This is a genomic window from Nitrospirota bacterium, from assembly GCA_016195565.1.
GTDB lineage: Bacteria > Nitrospirota > Thermodesulfovibrionia > Thermodesulfovibrionales > UBA1546 > UBA1546.
Genome location: JACPZK010000031.1, coordinates 55,888 through 74,668, shown reverse-complemented (window position 1 = coordinate 74,668; position 18,781 = coordinate 55,888). Strand labels below are relative to the sequence as shown.

Sequence of the window (18,781 nt, the reverse complement as noted above, 5' to 3'; positions counted from 1 at the left end):
GGTATCGGGGAGTACTTACTTCAAATATTAGCTGCTAAAAAAGATTAGCTGTTGAAAGAAATTTTTTAAGGGCAACTTCGCGTTTTTCCGGCGTATAGTTTACTGCAAGTCTTGTAATTTCCGTGTCAAGCACGGAATACACAGGACGCTTTGCAGGGCGGGGAAATTCCTCGGAAGTTACCGGGATTATCTCTGCGCGTATGCCTGCCGTTGCAATAATCTCTCTGGCATAATCAAACCAGCTTATACCGCCCCCCGAATCATCGGTGATGTGATATATTCCGAAACTTCCGCTCTCAATAATTTTTTTTATCCCAGCAGAGAGATTTAAAGTAGAAGTCGGAGAACATATCTGGTCTGTAACAACTTTCACTGTTTGCTGCTCTTTAGCAAGCCTGAGAATTGTCAACACAAAATTATTACCTCCCCTGCCGTAAAGCCCGCATGTCCTAACTATATAGAACTTGTTCATAATCCATTGTATATATTTTTCTCCTGCAAGCTTTGATTCTCCATAAACATTCAAGGGATTTGGCGCGTCAAACGGCGTGTAAGGTTTATTTTTCCTGCCGTCAAAGACATAATCTGTGCTTATATGGCATAAAGGTATTTGCATCTCTGCGCACGCAACAGCAAGATTTTGAATGCCTATGCCGTTCACCTGAAAGGCCTTTTCCCTTTCTTCCTCAGCCATATCTACCTTTGTATATGCGGCGCAGTTGACTACTATATCAGGAGCGTTACTTTTTATATTTTTTATAACAGCATCTTTTTGGGTAATGTCCAGCTTCTGTCTTGAAAGCGGTATTATCTCATGACTTTCTTTCAGCTCAGGCATTAAATCCCGTGCGAGCATGCCCTCCGAGCCTATAATTAGAATCTTCATGAATATCAGTTCCAATGCAGGAGATAATCTTTGAGCGGTTTTTTTTGCCGATATTCCACAAGCAAGCTTTTAATAGGATAAATAATGAGGCAAAAGCCTCGGAGCAGAGCGAGAATGAGCGAAAGGGTTATCTCCTGCATTTTATTCTTATTCATCTCTCCCAAAATCCCCTGCTCTCAGCGCTGAGCCTTTCTTTAAGCGGTTTCCACCACCACTCATTATCCTTATACCACCTTATGATCATCTCAAGGCCTGCCTCTATTGTGACAGACGGCCGCCATTTTAATTCACGCTTTATTTTTGAATTATCAAGAGCATACCTGTAATCATGCCCCGGCCTGTCTTTAACGAATTTAATATGCCTTTCGCTTTTCCCCATTATCTTAAGAATGCTTTTTGCAAGCTCTATATTTTTAACTTCACAATTACCGCCTGCATTATAAATTTCGCCTGCCTTGCCGTTATGCATAACATTGTCAATTGCCGCGCAACTGTCCTCTACAAAACACCAGTCTCTCACATTTTCTCCCTTCCCGTAAATGGGAATAGGTTTCTTCATCAAGAGATTCGTAATCATAAGCGGAATAAACTTCTCAGGGAATTGGTAATAGCCGTAATTATTTGACGGCCTGACAATTACTACGGGCAACTTGTAAGTTTCATAATATGCGCGGATGAGAAGGTCAGCCGAGGCCTTAGACGCCGAATACGGCGAATTGGGGGCAAGCATAGCCTTCTCCGTGAATTTTCCCTTATTACCGAGGGCGCCGTATACCTCATCAGTTGAGATGTGAATAAATTTTTTGATGGGAACTGTTCTTGCAGCCTCAAGCAAAGTATGCGTTCCTAAAATATTTGTAGTCAGAAAAGGGGAGGAATTCCGGATGGACCTGTCAACATGCGTCTCTGCGGCAAAGTTTACGATATAGCCTGCATCGCCGAGCGCATTTGCAATAAGGTTCTTATCCTCAATCCTTCCATGCACAAACCGATATCTCTTAGATTTTTTTATATCTCTCAGATTTTCGAGATTTCCGGCGTATGTCAGGGCGTCCATGTTTACAATCTCATAGTCCGGATACTTCTTCAGGATATACCTTATAAAATTTGAACCTATAAATCCGCAGCCACCTGTAACAAGGATCTTCATTGTCTAAATTGGCTCTTCGCGTAATCGTGTGGGTTGATTTCAATAATAAACAATGTCATTCCCCGACTCGATCGGGGAATCCAGATATTAACTCCTCATACAGATCTTTCCAATCCGGGTTTAACTTTTCAATAATATCCATTTTCCATTTGCGATTGTATTTTTTCAATCTTTTCTCTCTCCTAATAGCATATTCTGCGTCATTAAACTGTTCATAATAGACAAGCTTATCTACATCATATTTTTCAGTAAACCCTTCCACTAACTTATTTTTATGCTCCCATATACGCTTTATCAAATCAGAGGTTACTCCAATATACAAAGTGCCATTTTGCCGACTCGCCAATATGTAAACATAATAAATCTTTTCCATATAAATCTGGATTCTCCGGTCAAGCCGGAGAATGACTAATATTTTTTACCCGCTCGGTTACACGAAGACCCATAAATTTTTGAGCAATGTCTGCATTGTCCAAGTCAACAGCTTACTCAATCTTAAACTGACTCTCAGCATCATCTTCATATCTGATTTCATCGACCTTTTCTTCCTTGTTCCATCCTCCATAAAGCCTGTCAGGGAAATTCAGTATAATTGCGTCCTCTTTCCCTGTATTTTTATATGCATGGACAACTCCCGGCGGCACAACTACTATAAGCCTGTCTGCATTCTCCACCACCTTTTTATTTTTATGAGTAGGTGAATCCTTTCTGTTATCCCACAAATAGAGCTTGAATTTGCCTAAGAAACAGAAATAGTCTGTCTGCTCTCTGTGTTCATGGGGCCCTCTCACAATATCAGGATTAGTGATAGATATGTAGCTCATTGCAGGATAAAACATTGAATTGCCTTGGATTAAGCTGAGAATTGGATCGTCTTTTCTGAATAATTCTCCCAGCCACCCGCGATTATCAGCGTAAGTTTCCATTTTTTTTATAACAATGCCTTCTATGTCGCTGGTTTTAAACATATCAGACCTCTAATAGAGAAGGGAACTGTCTTTGAGCGGTTTCTTTTGCCGATATTCATACAGTTAATAAATAAAGAGGCAAAAGCCCTCGGAGGTCGAAGACCGAGAATGAGCGAAAAGATTGTTCCCTTCTCTATTTCAGTAATCATATGAGTTAAACCTCAACTGTTGAGTCATCCCCTATCATCAGGCGCAGTGCTCTATGACGAACCGCATTCCTTATAATTTTTGTGTTTTTCCCTATAAGACTGTCTTCAAGCCTTTCAACACCTGAAAGAAATGCGTCGCTGAGAATTACAGAGTGTTCAATGGAAGAATCTGTTACAGTAACATTGCTGCCAATGCTTGTAAACGGGCCTATGAATGAATTCTTAATCTCAGAGTTCTTGCCTATTACAACAGGCCCCCTGATAGTGCTATTCACCACAGACGCCCCTTTTTCCACTGTTACTCTTCCAAGTATCTGACTCTTGCTGTCAACCATACCGTTAATCTGCCGTTTTATATATTCATCAAGAACTATTGTATTGGCCTGAAGAATATCGTCTTTTTTGCCTGTATCAAGCCACCAGCCTTTCAATATCTCACTTTTTACCCTGCCGCCCATGCTTATAAGCCTTTGTATCGCATCCGTTATTTCAAGCTCGCCCCTGAACGATGGTTTTATCTTATCAATAGCGTCATGTATCATTGCAGTAAATATATAGACGCCGACAAGCGCAAGATTCGATGGCGGATTTTTAGGTTTCTCTACCAGCTTTACTATATTGCCCTTCCTATCAAGTTTTGCCACGCCAAATTGTTTTGGATTATCCACTTCCTTAAGAAATATTGCGGCATCAATGGGCTGTCTTTCAAATTCCCTTACCGCATCTTTGACCCCATGTGACAGAAGGTTATCACCAAGATACATTATAAAATTGTCCTTTTTCAAAAAATTCTTAGCAGTCTTAACCGCATGTGCAAGCCCTGCAGGCTCTGCCTGCAAGATATAAGTTACATTAACACCCCACCCCTTCCCATCCTTTACATACTGCTTTACCTCATTTCCTGTTTCAGGTGAAATAATTATGCCTATATCTTTTATTCCCGCATCTTTAATATGCCTGAGAACATATCCCAGTATGGGCGTATTTGCTACAGGAACAAGCTGCTTGGCTGTTGTATAGGTCAGAGGCCTGAGCCTTGTCCCCTTTCCGCCGCTTAATATCAATGCCTTCATCTACATCTCCATTAAGTCATTGCGAGGAGCCCCGATTTTATCGGGACGACGTGGCAATCTCACAACCAGATTGCTTCGCTTTGCTCGCAATGACAACGCAAAATCGCATTTACTATTAATTCTAAACGTTTTCACAAATTTGTTGTATTATACCTTAAAGAAATAAAAATCTGGAGGCGGGATGAAGACTATCGCAGTTACGGGTTGTGCAGGATTTATCGGCTGGAAGGTTTCGGGAAAGCTGCTTGAGAACGGCTGTTCTGTTATCGGCATTGACAACATGAATGATTACTATGACCCTAAACTTAAGGAGTGGAGACTTAATCGGTTGAAAGTTAAAAGTGAGGAGTTAAGAGTTAAAACTCCAAACTCCAAACTCCAAACTCCAAGCTTCAGTTTCCACCGGTGTGACATAGGTAATTACAATGAAGTCAAAACAGTATTCGCCAATCATAAAATAGATGCGGTTATCAACCTGGCCGCAAGGGCAGGCGTGAGGGCGTCGGTGGAAGACCCATGGATATATCTTGATACAAATGTTAAGGGAACACTAAATCTCCTTGAATGCTGCAAAAACTCAGATACAAAAAAATTCGTGCTTGCCTCTACCTCAAGCATCTACGGACTTAATGCTATGCCTTTTAAAGAAACCGATAATACAGACCGCCCATTAGCTCCGTATTCTGCTACCAAAAAAGGCGCGGAGGCGATATGCCACAGCTATCATTTTCTTTCAGGCATTGACATAAGCATTCCAAGATACTTCACTGTGTACGGCCCTGCCGGCAGGCCTGACATGAGCATATTCAGATTTATTAAAAAAATTGACAACGGGAGGCCCATCCCTGTCTTTGGCAATGGGAAACAAACAAGGGACTTTACCTATATTGACGACATAGCTGACGGAACAATAAAATGCCTTCAGCCTTTCGGCTATGAAATTTTTAACCTCGGCAGCGACAGCCCTGTGGAACTGATGTATGTGATAAACCTGATAGAACAGCATCTCGGGAAAAAAGCAGAGATAGAATGGCTGCCTATACATCCTGCCGACGTGCTGGCAACATGGGCTGACATAGAAAAATCAAAAGAAAAACTCGGATGGAAACCCACTGTTTCAATAGAAGAAGGCGTACAAAATACAGTTGACTGGTATCTAAAAAACAGAGAGTTTCTGAACAGGCTTAGGGATTAAAAGGATTTTCATAGCATATCCCATGGCACAGCAAAGATATTGCTTGAAAGCTGTTTAACTTCTTTGCCTGCATATACAACCAGCCCTGCGGCAAATCTGCTGTTGATGTCTTTTAAAAATAGCAGACTATTTATATCTCCTGCAGAAACAGTATCCGACAGTTTCACCTCAACTGCCACGAGCCTGTTTTCCTTTTCAATTACAAAATCAACCTCCTTCTCCTTACCACCCTGTGTCCTGAAAAAAAACACCTCTCCGCCCAAAAGGGATGTCATTGCAATGAGGTTCAAAAGCACATAAGACTCAAGCAAGGCCCCCATAAATGTCGCTGGGATATTCTCTGATGCAGAATAGCCTGCAAGAGAGGCTGTTAGTCCTGTGTCAATACAAAAAATCCTGGGAGATTTAATAAGCCTTACACTTATGTTTTTTGAATACGGCTTGACCTTCATAAACAGATTTGTCGTCTCAAGGGTATTGATGTATCTTCCCAGTGTTGCCTGAGATAAGCCTGCATCCCTCGCCACCTCGCTTTGCTTTAGAATTGAAGCGTTTCTAAGGGCAAGCAGTTCCATCATCCTCTTAAAGTCAGGCAGATATGAGACCGCTGAAATCTCCCTCAGATCTTTTTCAAGATAAGTCTTCACATAAGCCTTCAGCCACATGGCTATGTGGTCTTCTTTTTTTAGTAACGCTGTGGGCGGAAAAAATCCCCTGAACAGGCTGAACCTCAAATTCATATTCGATGTGATATAAGTATCCTGAATGCGTGAAATTTTTCCCTCATTTAAAAGACTTTTAAACCATCTGCCCGGCCCTCTTTCCATTATCTCCCCGAAAGAAAAGGGCATGAGATTAAAATATACTGCCCTCCCTGCCAGACTCTCAGATACCCTCTTCATCAAAAGCATATTGGCTGAACCTGAAAGGATGATCCTCCTTGATTTATCCTTATCCACCGCCCTTTTCACAGCATACATAAAGAAAGGGGAGCGCTGCGCTTCATCAATAATTATATTTTTTGAGATATTCAGTATCTCATCAGGTCTCTTCTCTGCAATTGAAAGGGTATCAAGGTCATCAAAGGTAACATAATGCCAGCCTCTGAAAGGCTCTTCATTCTGAAGGAGTGTGCTTTTCCCTGTCTGCCTTGCCCCTGAAAGGACAATGACAGGGGAAAACTCAAGGGCATCCCTCATCTTTTCAGCTATCCATCTATGCTTATACCTGTATGTCATGATATAAATTATATCATACCGTGATAGAAAATATATCAAATAATATTGTCGATGAGTCGTAAACAGTCTGAAAAAACACTTTTCTGTCATTCCCCCGATATTATCGGGGGAGTCCAGCGCTTTTAAACAGGGAGTTCCTAAACAGGCTTAAGGATTAAAAGTTCTTATTGCATATCTCAAAAATATATATCTATCGCCTATCAGCTTTTTCACTTATCGCCAGCTTCTGCGCAAGGTCTTTCACCTGAGAGGCAAGTTTGGTGATCTTGATAGAGAGATACAGATTAAGCAATATCAGGAACACAAAGCCAAAGATAAAGAGAGTCGTTGTCGGTGTCTTTGCTCCAATAAGGTATGTAAGCCACTCAAGGAGGTCATACCAGAGAATAAGGACAATAATCCCGAAACCTGTCAGCAGCCAGATAAATGAATATTCTTCCGCAAGTTTTCTTCTTCTTACCAGTTCTATAATGACTAAAAACAGACCTGCGCCTATTGTCAGGGCAAATATTTTTTGTTGAACAGTCATTGTCTTTACTCCTTTCTAAGAAGTGTAACAAAAATAGAAAGCATCATTTTAAAGATGTAATACAGCGGTTTAAGAATTCCGCCATGCATAGACCTCTTTGCGGCATTATGCATTATAACAGGAACTTCCTTAAACCTGAACCCTTGTCTGTGAAGCATTATAATTACGTCTGCATCGGGATAATCCACAGGATACGCATCGCTTGCATAAAATTCCATCACCTTTTTGTTTAAAGCCTGAAAACCCGATGTAGGATCTGTTATCTTCCTGCCGGTAAAAAGTGATGCTATAAGACCGAAGAAATACATCCCAATTCTCCTCACAAAAGGCGCCTTATAGTTGCCCTTACACATAAATCTAGAACCGATAGTAACATCAACCTCGTCAGCAATCACTGGTTCAATAAGTGTTTTAATTGACATTGGATCGTGCTGCCCGTCAGCATCCATCTGAACTGCAAATTCGTATCCCCTGTCCAATGCATATTTAAAACCTGTCTGAAGAGCTGCTCCATAGCCGAGATTAGATGGTAACTCTATCACCACTGCCCCTGCTGCCTTTGCTTCGCCTGCCGTATCATCATCCGAGCCGTCGCTCACAACAACAATATCAGCGCTACTGAATTTCCTTATGCCGGCAATGGTGGATGATATCCTCCCTGCCTCATTGTATGCAGGCATTATTATGGCAAAGTGATTTTTCAACTCGTTGCTCATAGCTCATCGTTTATAGGTTATAATCGTTTTGCCGCCTTCTCAGCCTTGATAGCAAAATACATCTTAACAAAATCCCTGATAACACTAAAGGCGCGCATCCTTGTAAGAAGCTTTAAAAAATACAACGGCCTTCTGAAGAATCTGTTGGCAGCAATGTCGCGTAATTTCATAAGATCTTCGGCGCTGAGTGATTCATTCAAAGGGATAGGTGGTGTATTCACACTTCCAAAATCGTTCCAAGTGGGAAGCAGGATATTATTATCCAGACAATACTGATAAAGCTCAGTTCCCGGCAATGGAATAGCAATTGCAAATGATGCATATTCCTGATCAAGCTCACACGCAAGATGAATTGTATCCATTGCAGTCTCACGAGTTTCTCCAATATGTCCTATCATAAAATTTCCTGCTACAAACAAACCGGCTTCTCTTGCCATCGCATATGCCTTTTTTATCTGTTCGATCGAAATATTCTTAAACATTCTATTTAAAATTTCCTGATTTCCGCTCTCAACACCAAAGCATATCCAGCGCACAGATGCCTGCCTCATCTTTTTCAGAGTCGGAAGATGCAGGATATCCACTCTCGATGAAACCATGATCTCAAGTCTCTTGTCATAACCCTTCTCAATAATATAATCGCATATCTCATTCACAATCTTGCGATTTGCAGTGAATGTATCATCCTGAAAATAAAGTACGCGCATTCCCCAGTTTGCAATGAGATAATCTATCTGATCTTTTATCTGTTGTAAAGTAAAATAACGAATTCCATGGCCAAAGACGGTATGCGCAGCACAAAAGTTGCACTTACCTATGCATCCTCTCCCAGTAAAGATAACCCCAAGGGGTTTTCTGAATCCACCAACCCACTTATTCCAACCGTACGATCGGTATAGATTTTTATCAAGCAGATGAAAAGCCGGAAGCGGAAGAACACTTAAGTCTTTTATTGGAGGCCTTTCAGCAGTCCGCACAACCCTGTTGCCCTTTCTGTATACAATATTACTCACACTATCTATGTCACCACCATTCTCTATGGTGGTTAGTATATCAACAATTGTCTCATCACCTTCTCCGATAACGCAGATATCAATAGCAGGGGCATCAACTAGTGTCTGTTCTGGAACTGCAGAAACATGCGGCCCGCCCACAATCACCTTAACATTAGGCAATATTTCTTTAAGTTTTGTATAGAATATGCTTGTAATGTCCATTGTAGCGGTCATAATAGTTGAACCGATGTAATTAGGGTTTTTTTCTATAACCCTCAAAATCGTTTCTTCTAAGGTCAATCTCTCGGCGTCTCCATCAATCACAGAAACTTTATATCCTGCTTTTTCAGCCATTGCCCCAATACTTATCAGTCCCATAGGAGGACTTATCGCTACAAAATCCTGAAGACTATGGTAAGCATTCTCCATCGTGGGAACAACAACGAGCACCAGATTTTTCATTCCCTCCCCCGTATATCTCCTATATTAACAGCGAACACTCTTATTTTGTTATGAGTGAAAATCTCTCCAGCAATCCTAAAAGGTATCGGGAAATACTTTATAACTATGTTATCAAAACCCCATCTTTTGAGAAAATCTATGATGCTCTCTTTATCCCAAAACTTAACATGTGTTTTATCATGATAAAAACCTTTTTTGCCGGGGAGTTCAATCAATAGTCTCCCATCACTTTTAAAGACCCTTTTTATTTCTGAGAACGCATCATCGGGCTTTTCAAGATGCTCCAGAATATTATTAAGCAGAACACCGTCAAACGAATTATCCATAAACGGAAGCCTATAAACATCCGCATGAAAACATTTAAGCCCTTTTGAGACACAGAACTCAACACAATCCTTATTGACATCTATTCCAACAGAATCAGGATAGCATTCAAGAAACTCTCCTATGCCAGAGCCTATATCGAGGACATTTCCCCTGAAATAATTTGCAACTGGCATCAAAAATAATCTGCGGAATAAAATTCCGATAAGGCTTCTTTTTCTCAGATACCTGAAATAATCAGAGTTCATGCGGCCAGTCTTTGATAAAGCGAGATATACTTATCTGCAACCTTATCTATATAATAATTTTCTCTTATGGTTTTGTACGCCTCTTGCGATATAGATTTTGACAACTGCTCATCTCCAAGCAATTTCAATATCGCATCCTTTAATTCTTCCTCGTCGCCTGCCGCTACAAGGAGCCCATTCTTTTTGTCTTCAACAATATCAACTACACCGCCTATCCTTGTAGCTATTACAGGCAACCCGCATGCCATCGCCTCGAGCAATGAGTTCGGCATCCCTTCCATATCGGACGTAAGTACAAATATGTCAGCAACATGCAGATAATCAAGGATATTCGAGACAAAGCCTTTAAATGATACATATTCACGGATACTAAGTTCTGGAGCTATCCCTTGCAGGTCTTCCAGCAATTCTCCATGGCCAAGAATAATAACCCTGATATCTTTTCTTGCTTTTACAATCATAGAAACCGCTCTTAATAACAAATCAACCCTTTTCCTCTGCACAAGTCTTCCGGAAAAGGTGATTATTTTCTTGTCCGCTTCAATGCCGAGCCTCTTCTTTATCGCATATTTCTCTTCCGGATTCTCAAGGGGATAAAATTTTTCAGGCATTATAAAATTGCTTGTCTCAAAAATCCTGTCATGTCTAAAACCATCCTTTATAAGATCATCCCTGATTTCTTTTGTTATTGCTATGAACATATCCACCTTTTTCAGACTCCATATAAACAAATCTCCGAGCAAGAAATATTTGCCCCTAAAAGAGCCTGCCTCCACATCCATCTTTGCCCCTGCCACCTTTGCTACAATCTTTTTTCCCATTAATTTAAGAGGAATCACATTAAAGATAAGCTGCAGGCTTGACCCATGAAAATGCACAATATCATATTTTTTTCTATTTTTTATAAAGACAAGCATAAGATTAAAACAAAAACTTAGAGAAATCAGAAGATTCATTATTGACTTAGCCTCAAGGTCATACTTACTTGAGCCGAGGGTATTAATCTGCATAATCCTTAATCCTGTCGCAGGTTTCCATTCAGGCATTCCATTTATTTTTCTGCACATAACAAAAACATCTATCCCTATTTTATGCAGATATTCTGTCAAAGCGACTGCCTGCCTTCCAACCCCTCCCAGCTCAGGGTGATAGAGAGGAGAAACCATGCAAAGCCTTAAATTACTCATGGCTCATAGAACCTATATGAGCTTCATCAATAAACATCCTATGCCAGAGTTCAAGCATTAAAAGATTCCAGATATGGTTCTGCCAGTTCCATTTACCTGATGTATGCTCATCAAGGATTTTTTTTATAGCCTCTTTTTTGAAATAACCCCTTGCAATGGCTCTCTCACTCAATATTACATCATACGCCATATCCTTTAATTCATTCCTGAACCAGTGGTCAATAGGTACACCAAAGCCCATTTTTTCTCTGTAAAGAACCTCGTCGGGCAGGATGCCTTTCAATGTCTTCTTAAGGATAGATTTTGTCTCCCTGCCTTTTAGCTTTAATCCTGACGGGATCCTTGCAGCAAACTCCATAAATTCGTGGTCAAGAAATGGAGAACGCGCTTCAAGGGAATTTGCCATTGAGGCAACATCAACTTTCACAAGAAGGTCATCAGGCAGATACATCATTACATCTGCATAAAGTGCCTTGTCAAGAAAATTATCTGCCTCCGCTTCCCGATATTTTTCAAAAAGAAGGACAAAGGAGTCGGTAGCTGAAACAAGCGTCGAAAAATCATCTGTATATATCTCATTCTTCATTTCTGTTGAAAAATGGCAGAGCCAGTGAGCATTCATCATCTCCGGGGACTTTGTATATTCCTGAAGGAATCTTTTCAGCCTCCAGAAAAAATTAGTCGGATTACTGCCATGAGGCAGCATCATAACAAGGGGGAGTAATAGCCTTGCAATTGAAGCAGGAAAATATCTGTGCATCTCTTTAGAAAATTCATTTGCAGCATATCTGCCATAGCCTGCAAAATTTTCGTCACCGCCGTCGCCGTTCAGTATAACAGTGACGTGTTCTCTTGCAAGTTTAGAGACATAGTAAGTAGGAATCGCTGATGAATCTGCGAATGGCTCATTGTAATGCCATACAAGCTTTTCAATAACCTCCATTGCTTTTGGTTCTACTATAAATTCAGTGTGGTCAGCTTTAAATCTCTCAGCAACCATCTTCGCGTATCGGAGTTCATTGTATGCTTCCTCCTTAAAACCGATGGAAAATGTTTTAACCGGTTCCTTCATTAGTCCCGACATTATTGCAACCACTGCGCTTGAATCAATTCCACCGCTCAGAAAAGCGCCAAGCGGTACATCACTAAGTAACCGTATCTTTACTGACTCTTGCAGTCTTTCAAATATTTCTTTCTTCAAATCTCCCACATCCATCTTATGTTTGGGTAAGTATGAAAGCTTCCAGTATCTCTTTAACTCAACACATCCATTCTTCAGGACTAAATAATGTGCAGGAGGCAATTTTTTAATCTCTTCAAAAGCAGTCCAGGGAGATGGGACAGCCTGGTATGTAAGATAATGGTGAATGGCAGTGTAATCAGGCTTCCGAGCGTAACCGCTGTCCTGAAGGATTGATTTTATCTCCGAAGCGAACACAAAGGTATCTTTCGTATGCCAGTAATAGAGTGGTTTTTTCCCCACCCTGTCTCTTGCAAGAAAAATAGATTTATTCCTTTTATCCCATATCGCAAATGCAAACATCCCACTCAAATACTTTAAACAGTCAACTCCATATTCCTCATATAAATGAATGATAGTCTCGGTATCGCTCTTTGAGCGAAAAGTGTGGCCTTTTTTTATTAGGTTCTCTCTGAGTTCAGGAAAGTTGTAAATCTCTCCATTGAAGACAATCCATATCGTCCCGTCCTCATTGGACATCGGCTGATGAGCAGAAGGAGAGAGGTCAATAATTGAGAGCCGCCTGTGACCAAGCCCAACGTTGTCTTTAAGATATATCCCCTCATCGTCAGGCCCGCGGTGAGAGAGACAGGAGGTCATCCGTCTAAGGAGGTCTTCGTTGACAGGCTCGCTGTTAAAATTTATCTTTCCGCAGATTCCGCACATGTGATTGTCCTCCATCCTTGACAGGTAAAACGTGAATACCCTGCGGCAGAGACCGCAGGGTGTAATATTTATTAAACCATTTTAATTATGAAAGTATAAGACTCAATGGCAATGCCCACAATCGTTCGCCGAGTTTTACAGCTCTTTCCCCATTATAGGCAAGTATTGCTGCAACACAATGGGGCGTATAAGAAAGAAATGCCTTAATGCCGGAAAGATCTTTTTCGTGCCATCTTGACGACGCCTTAACTTCAATTGCGATACACTTGCTGCCTTCTTCTATCACAAAGTCCACTTCATATCTGCCCTGAACATTCCAGAAATGAAGCGCTGCCTGCGGCCAGCTTGAATCAATTATTCCCAAGAGATTCTGAGAAACGAAAGTCTCGAACATTGAGCCCCTGAGCATTTCCGATTCAAGTTTCTTGATTCCTGCAAGATAACAGGCAAGGCCAGAGTCGCTTATATATAGTTTAGAGGATTTTATCAGCCTGCTGGCTTTATTTCTAAGATATGGGCTCATGCGGTGAATAATAAATGACATTTCAAGCAATGAAAGATATCTTGATGTGGTTGCCGTATTTAATTTTGCATCTCTTCCAAGCTGACTTGGACTTAAAAGTTGTCCTGTTCTGTGGGCTGCTAAATGAAGAAGATGCCTGAATGAGACCATATTCCCGATCTGGCTCAGATCCCTTACGTCTCTTTCAATATAGGTCTGCTCGTAACCCTTAAACCACAATAACCTGTCTTTCACTTCCCCCAGACAAACCGACGGCATTCCACCAGTAAGAATTTCAGATGCTGCGACAGAAGGGATAGCTGCATCTCCGGAAATTACCTGTTTATCCATAAACTTTTGAAGAAATGGTTTTTCATCAATATTGCCCCTAATCTCGCGGCGTGTAAAAGGCTGCATGTTAAAATAAACCGCTCGGCCTGCAAGACTTTCTGAGACGCCTCTGAGGAGGGAAAAATTAGCAGAGCCGGACAGTAAAAATTGCCCTGCCACTCTCTTTTTATCCACTTTTCTCTTTATAGCCGTCAGTACCTCGGGACACTTTTGCGCCTCATCGACTGTAATAGGCTCGTCAGTGTCAAGAAATCCCTCAGGATCACTTTTCGCTGCCTCAAGGTATGCAAAGTCATCAAAGGTGATATATCTTCTATTCTTAAGCTCAGGCTGTCTCTGCAAAAAAGTGCTCTTCCCCGTCTGTCTCATACCGGTAATAACAACAACAGGCATTTCATTTAATGCATTATGTATCTGGCTTCCTATTTCACGCCTGAAATATTTCATTGTCATAATATCTCATACTATAATGGCATTTTGCCACTATGTCAAGTAAGCCTTTGTTACACAAAAAATACCATTTTATCTTTCCGCAGATTCCGCACATAAAAAATATTTAGAGCAAAGCCTTTACTGTTTGAGAAATTTTAAACCGAATAAAAAACAGGGTTCCGCCATCATGTTTTTGAAATATTACACCTTGATTTGATACCAAAACCGCCCCGTGGTTGCAATTTCACTTAACGGTGATTAGATTGAAACCAAAATCACTTCCTAAGCACCAAAACACGAGTGTGCAACGCACTAAAAAAGGCAAGCAGCGATGGGAATAACTTTAAAATCAATTTAGCAAGTTTTGCCTTTCTTGATGTCCCTACTTCGAACAACAAATCTTCCCGGAATGAAACGTCAAAATATCTCTTAGCATAATTCAATATCTGTTTTTTGGTTAAGTAATTTGTATGCGCATTAAGATAATTATAATTCAAGGTTGATACTTCCATTGCACTCTTGCCCTTCTGAAAGCTGTTTCTAATACCTAAATACGCCCAAAATAGCAGCCATACTTTATTGCGTACAACAGAGGCTATGGGTACAAATATATGGGGTTCAATAAAAATATATCTTCCCGGAAAAATATTGAGGCTAAGGCCACCCGGTTTGAGTATGCGATGTATCTCTTTTAAAGTGATATCATAATCCATAACATGCTCAAAAACCTGCGAACCAAAAATATAATCAAAGGTATTATCCTCAAAAGGCAACCTGTATGGCAAAATCTTTATAGGTCGAAGAATACCGTCGTCAAACTGCTTCCGAATATCGCGAGTAAAATCAGACACACCTTTTGTATCTATAAAATCGCAGCCAAATGCTGCATACCCTTCTCGCCTGAGTTCCTGGACCATTTGTCCCTTACCACATCCCAACTCAAGAATGACCGCCTCATTAGGCAGTGGTGAAAGTTTAGAAGCTATTTGCAAAAACATTTTGGGGATATGACCGGAGACTATATCGCTTTTTTTCAACTTCAAAATTTATCCCTCCGCAGATTCCGCACATACACTCTCTATAGCATCCTCATATTGTTTCACAATTTTTTCAACTGCAAAATCTTGAATTCTCCTCTTTCCTGCCTCACTTAATCTTTTTCTCAGGTCATCATCCAGCAGTAATTTCTTTATGGCGTCAGCAATGGCCTTTTCGTCTGCCGACGGAACAAGAATACCATCAACTCCTTCGGTTATTATCTCATCCGGGCCAGTTGGACATCGTGTAGCAACAGATGGAATCCCCAGTGCCATAGCTTCAAGAAGGACATTAGGGAATCCCTCATACAGGGAGGAAAGGACAAAAACTGTTGAGCGAGCAAGATATTTGTAAGGATTTGTCTGAAATCCAAAAAATTCCACATTTGTATTAATCCCTAATTCTACCGCTAACTTTTCGAGCCTTTCTTGCTCTGGTCCTCTTCCAAGAATAACTAATCTGCATTGTATCCCTTCTGATAATAATAATATACGAACAGCTTTCAGAAGGTACGTAAAGCCCTTCTGTAATGTTAATCTTCCAACAGCAGTAATTATTGGGATTTGTTCTTTATACCAAAGGTGATGAGCGTCTTTTATGCACAGTTGATTTATTTTCTTTAAATCAACCGGATTGTAGATTACTGCAATCTTATTCTCAGAGATATTAAGCATCTTTCTTAACTGAATACCCATTTCTTTTGCATTTACTATAATTAAGTTAGCCTTAGGATAAAAAAACCTAATAACCTGCCGCCGTAAAAGTTCTATTAACCACCCTTCATGCGAAATTAACAGACCATATCTTTCACTTACAGCAATCCTGCACTTACTTTTACTTAAAGACCTTGCTATCAAAGCAATAAGATTTGTATACCACATAAAACTCAGAATAATATCTGGCTTCTGTTTTTCTATTAGTTTTCTTAGCTTAAACAAAATAAGCCATTGAAAACCATATTTATATCCTCCCTTTTTCAATTCAAAAATCTGAATATTTGACGGTAAATCTTCCAGATACTGGCCTTTCTTCTCAAACAATACTAAGCAAGGATTGAATTTACTCCTATCTATATTCCTTATTAGATGAACCATAACTCTTTCAGACCCTCCCCCTGAAAGTGTCGGGATTACAAACAATATTTTTTTCAATTCTTTTTCCCCCGCATACATATTTGGGCAAGGCTGCTTTCTTTTTCCAGATGGAAAAGCTCAATATCGGTAAAATCTTCTTCCTTATACCATTGAAACACTTCGGGGCAGGTATGTTTCCATTGGTATTTCGGCGTATACCAGTCAAAGGTATCCAGCCATCTCCATCTGCGGTTAGGCCAGTTTGCTGTAGGAAAGAGGAACTGGGCAGCCTTTCCGAAAAAAGGGATCTTATGCAAATAGTAGAGAGGTACCGCAATGGATGAGAGATAGTACATAAGCTTTATCGGGAATTTGGTGGTAATCCTACGCCATATATCGCTGAAATAATGATAATGTCCGTAGGCATAAATGAATACGGCAAACTCTCCTCCCTTTTTTAACAAAGGAACGACAGAGTGAAATGCCTTTTTCGTGTCGGGGGTATGATGAAGCACGCCAATGGAATACATATGGTCGAATGTCCCCGGCTTGAATGGCAGATTGAAAATATCCGCCTGTATGATATGAACATTTTCTCTTTCCCCGATGTTCTTATATGCCGCATCCACAGCAAAACTCAAATCAATGCCTATCACCTCCGCGCCCCAGCGAGAGGCAATGTCGGCAAACCTTCCTGCTCCGACACCGACATCAAGAACGAGTTTCCCCTTCAGGTCTTCAGGCTTCCACCCCGTTTTCCATAAAAAAGTCTTCTCTGATTCATCGGTATTGTTAAGAATATCCATCTGCACATCGTAGAACTTGTTCCACTCAAAGCTGAAACTGTCCACATACTTATCAGTGTCGACAAATCTTGGAATAAAACCTTTAATAGGGAATGCTAAATTACATGTTTTACATTCCAGATTGCCTTCTTGTATTTCCTCTTTTACAATAACAGCATCCTGTAACTCTATTTTTTGTTTGCATTGTGGACATGCAAGAATATCTAAAAGTCTTTTTTTCATAGGTATCTCTTTAACAATCCTTTTTTATAAATAACAACTCTAATGTAAACACCCTCTATAAATTTATAGATAAAGAATCCTAATGATATAAAAATAAAGACTCCATAAAAATATAATTTTCTTAACACCTTTTTTATAAAGCTGTACTTTGGCCTCATGGATATCTGGTACATATAAATATCTTCCAAACTTTTGATACTCTTTTCCAATATTAATCCGCACTTTTGAATTTCTTTCAATCCTTCATTCCCAATCCTCATAGCATAATCAGGGTTATTCAATAGGTAGTTTACTGAGTTAGCTATTTCTGGTGAATCTCCTGGTAGAATAAGGATTCCTGTTTCTCCACCTTTAAATATTTCACATATATCACCCACATTAGTAGCTACAATAGGTCGTGCCATAGCCATTGCTTCCAGCATGGTTTTGGTAATGCTCTCCCATTGAACAGAAGGAATAACAAGAATATCAATTATTGAAAAAATATTTGCTAAATCTGTTCTGAAGCCAGCAAAGACAACCTTATTTCTTACACCAATCTCTTCAGCCAAACTTTTCAGATACACCCTGTCAGCCCCATCTCCAACTATCAGAAAATTCGTATCAGGAAATTCTTTAAGGATTAAAGGAATCGCCTTTATAAAATAGGACTGCCCTTTGTGTTCATCCTGTAATCTTGCAACAACACCGACAATAGGAAAATTATTTAATATGCCAAGCTCTTTTCTCAATTGATGGATATCTTTTGAAGGTTTTAAAGATAATATATCTACCCCATCGTAAATAGTTATAATATTATCTGGAATAATCCCCTGTTGAACCATAGCAAAGCTTCGAGCGCCCTCGCTATCTGCGATATAAAGAGTAACAAATGGCCTGATTAGTCTGTCTAATAAAATATGCTCTTTGCCTTTCCATGTGTCCAATGCCTGTATAGCAACTATGATATTTGGAATTCCAACTAACCGCCCAAGTAAAACGCCAAAATATGTAGTGGGGTATCCAAAACAATGCACTATATCAAAATCATTTTTTTTAAGCGCTTTCAAAGCCCTCCAGTAAACTCTGAAATCAAATATCCGTCCAAAATTCCCAAAGGAGTAACGAATACCAGCATCCTTCAACTCATCTTCCAATGGGCCGCTACCAAAAAGGCAGAAAATCTCTACATCGAATCTTGTTTTGTCTACATGCTTTGCTATTTTAACAATATTCCTTTCAGTGCCACCGATGTTTAAGGAGCTACAGAAAAGAAGGATTTTTATCTTTTGATTATTTAACATTTACTTTTTACCTATAAAATAAACAACTGAAGGTATTTTATAATTCTG

18 protein-coding genes are annotated in these 18,781 nt (G+C 40.1%); 1 reads left to right on the top strand and 17 read right to left on the bottom strand.

What is annotated here, in order from left to right; all coding sequences use genetic code 11:
- Nucleotides 1-34: 34 nt before the first annotated feature.
- The 5 genes from rfbD to HY035_10440 all read right to left on the bottom strand — a co-directional run bounded on the left by rfbD (nt 35) and on the right by HY035_10440 (nt 4,226).
- On the bottom strand, nt 35-886 hold the full coding sequence (gene rfbD, locus HY035_10460; GenBank protein MBI3378799.1) for a dTDP-4-dehydrorhamnose reductase: 852 nt from the start codon (nt 884-886) through the stop codon (nt 35-37).
- A gap of 151 nt (nt 887-1,037) precedes the next feature.
- Nucleotides 1,038-2,036, bottom strand: a complete 999-nt coding sequence (gene rfbB, locus HY035_10455) for a dTDP-glucose 4,6-dehydratase (GenBank protein ID MBI3378798.1) — start codon at nt 2,034-2,036, stop codon at nt 1,038-1,040.
- Nucleotides 2,037-2,091: 55 nt separating this feature from the next.
- Complete coding sequence (locus tag HY035_10450; protein ID MBI3378797.1) at nt 2,092-2,409, bottom strand: GIY-YIG nuclease family protein; 318 nt, start codon at nt 2,407-2,409, stop codon at nt 2,092-2,094.
- Between the two features lie 112 nt (nt 2,410-2,521).
- Nucleotides 2,522-3,004 (bottom strand): dTDP-4-dehydrorhamnose 3,5-epimerase family protein, encoded by a 483-nt coding sequence (locus HY035_10445; protein MBI3378796.1) that lies wholly within the window; start codon nt 3,002-3,004, stop codon nt 2,522-2,524.
- 154 nt (nt 3,005-3,158) lie between these two features.
- Complete coding sequence (locus tag HY035_10440) at nt 3,159-4,226, bottom strand: glucose-1-phosphate thymidylyltransferase (protein MBI3378795.1); 1,068 nt, start codon at nt 4,224-4,226, stop codon at nt 3,159-3,161.
- Between the two features lie 181 nt (nt 4,227-4,407).
- Here HY035_10440 and HY035_10435 point away from each other — a divergent pair, with 181 nt between their 5' ends.
- Nucleotides 4,408-5,421: a GDP-mannose 4,6-dehydratase gene (locus HY035_10435; protein MBI3378794.1), complete on the top strand. Its 1,014-nt coding sequence runs from the start codon at nt 4,408-4,410 to the stop codon at nt 5,419-5,421.
- An 8-nt stretch (nt 5,422-5,429) separates the two neighbouring features.
- Here HY035_10435 and HY035_10430 read toward each other — a convergent pair whose 3' ends face one another.
- The 12 genes from HY035_10430 to HY035_10375 all read right to left on the bottom strand — a co-directional run bounded on the left by HY035_10430 (nt 5,430) and on the right by HY035_10375 (nt 18,733).
- Complete coding sequence (locus HY035_10430) at nt 5,430-6,659, bottom strand: ATP-binding protein (protein ID MBI3378793.1); 1,230 nt, start codon at nt 6,657-6,659, stop codon at nt 5,430-5,432.
- 190 nt (nt 6,660-6,849) lie between these two features.
- Nucleotides 6,850-7,188, bottom strand: coding sequence for a DUF2304 domain-containing protein (locus HY035_10425; GenBank protein MBI3378792.1), 339 nt, complete (start codon nt 7,186-7,188; stop codon nt 6,850-6,852).
- Between the two features lie 5 nt (nt 7,189-7,193).
- Entirely contained in the window at nt 7,194-7,904 is a 711-nt protein-coding gene (locus tag HY035_10420; GenBank protein ID MBI3378791.1) for a glycosyltransferase family 2 protein, read from the bottom strand.
- 17 nt (nt 7,905-7,921) lie between these two features.
- A complete protein-coding gene (locus tag HY035_10415) occupies nt 7,922-9,361 on the bottom strand; it encodes a cobalamin B12-binding domain-containing protein (protein MBI3378790.1) in 1,440 nt (479 codons plus the stop codon).
- On the bottom strand, nt 9,358-9,933 hold the full coding sequence (locus HY035_10410) for a class I SAM-dependent methyltransferase (protein ID MBI3378789.1): 576 nt from the start codon (nt 9,931-9,933) through the stop codon (nt 9,358-9,360). Before HY035_10410 ends, HY035_10415 begins: the two co-directional genes overlap by 4 nt.
- A complete protein-coding gene (locus HY035_10405; GenBank protein MBI3378788.1) occupies nt 9,930-11,120 on the bottom strand; it encodes a glycosyltransferase family 4 protein in 1,191 nt (396 codons plus the stop codon). Before HY035_10405 ends, HY035_10410 begins: the two co-directional genes overlap by 4 nt.
- Nucleotides 11,113-13,026: an asparagine synthase (glutamine-hydrolyzing) gene (asnB, locus tag HY035_10400; GenBank protein ID MBI3378787.1), complete on the bottom strand. Its 1,914-nt coding sequence runs from the start codon at nt 13,024-13,026 to the stop codon at nt 11,113-11,115. The genes HY035_10405 and asnB overlap by 8 nt, the downstream gene beginning before the upstream one ends.
- 85 nt (nt 13,027-13,111) lie before the next feature.
- Nucleotides 13,112-14,332 carry an ATP-binding protein gene (locus HY035_10395; GenBank protein ID MBI3378786.1) on the bottom strand — a complete coding sequence of 407 codons (1,221 nt, stop codon included), beginning with the start codon at nt 14,330-14,332 and terminating at the stop codon, nt 13,112-13,114.
- A 254-nt stretch (nt 14,333-14,586) separates the two neighbouring features.
- Entirely contained in the window at nt 14,587-15,309 is a 723-nt protein-coding gene (locus HY035_10390) for a class I SAM-dependent methyltransferase (GenBank protein ID MBI3378785.1), read from the bottom strand.
- Nucleotides 15,310-15,357: 48 nt separating this feature from the next.
- Nucleotides 15,358-16,500, bottom strand: a complete 1,143-nt coding sequence (locus HY035_10385) for a glycosyltransferase (GenBank protein ID MBI3378784.1) — start codon at nt 16,498-16,500, stop codon at nt 15,358-15,360.
- Nucleotides 16,497-17,450: a methyltransferase domain-containing protein gene (locus HY035_10380; GenBank protein ID MBI3378783.1), complete on the bottom strand. Its 954-nt coding sequence runs from the start codon at nt 17,448-17,450 to the stop codon at nt 16,497-16,499. The genes HY035_10385 and HY035_10380 overlap by 4 nt, the downstream gene beginning before the upstream one ends.
- The gene (locus HY035_10375) at nt 17,447-18,733 is read right to left on the bottom strand and encodes a glycosyltransferase (GenBank protein ID MBI3378782.1); all 1,287 of its coding nucleotides are present in this window, start codon (nt 18,731-18,733) and stop codon (nt 17,447-17,449) included. Before HY035_10375 ends, HY035_10380 begins: the two co-directional genes overlap by 4 nt.
- Nucleotides 18,734-18,781 lie beyond the last annotated feature (48 nt).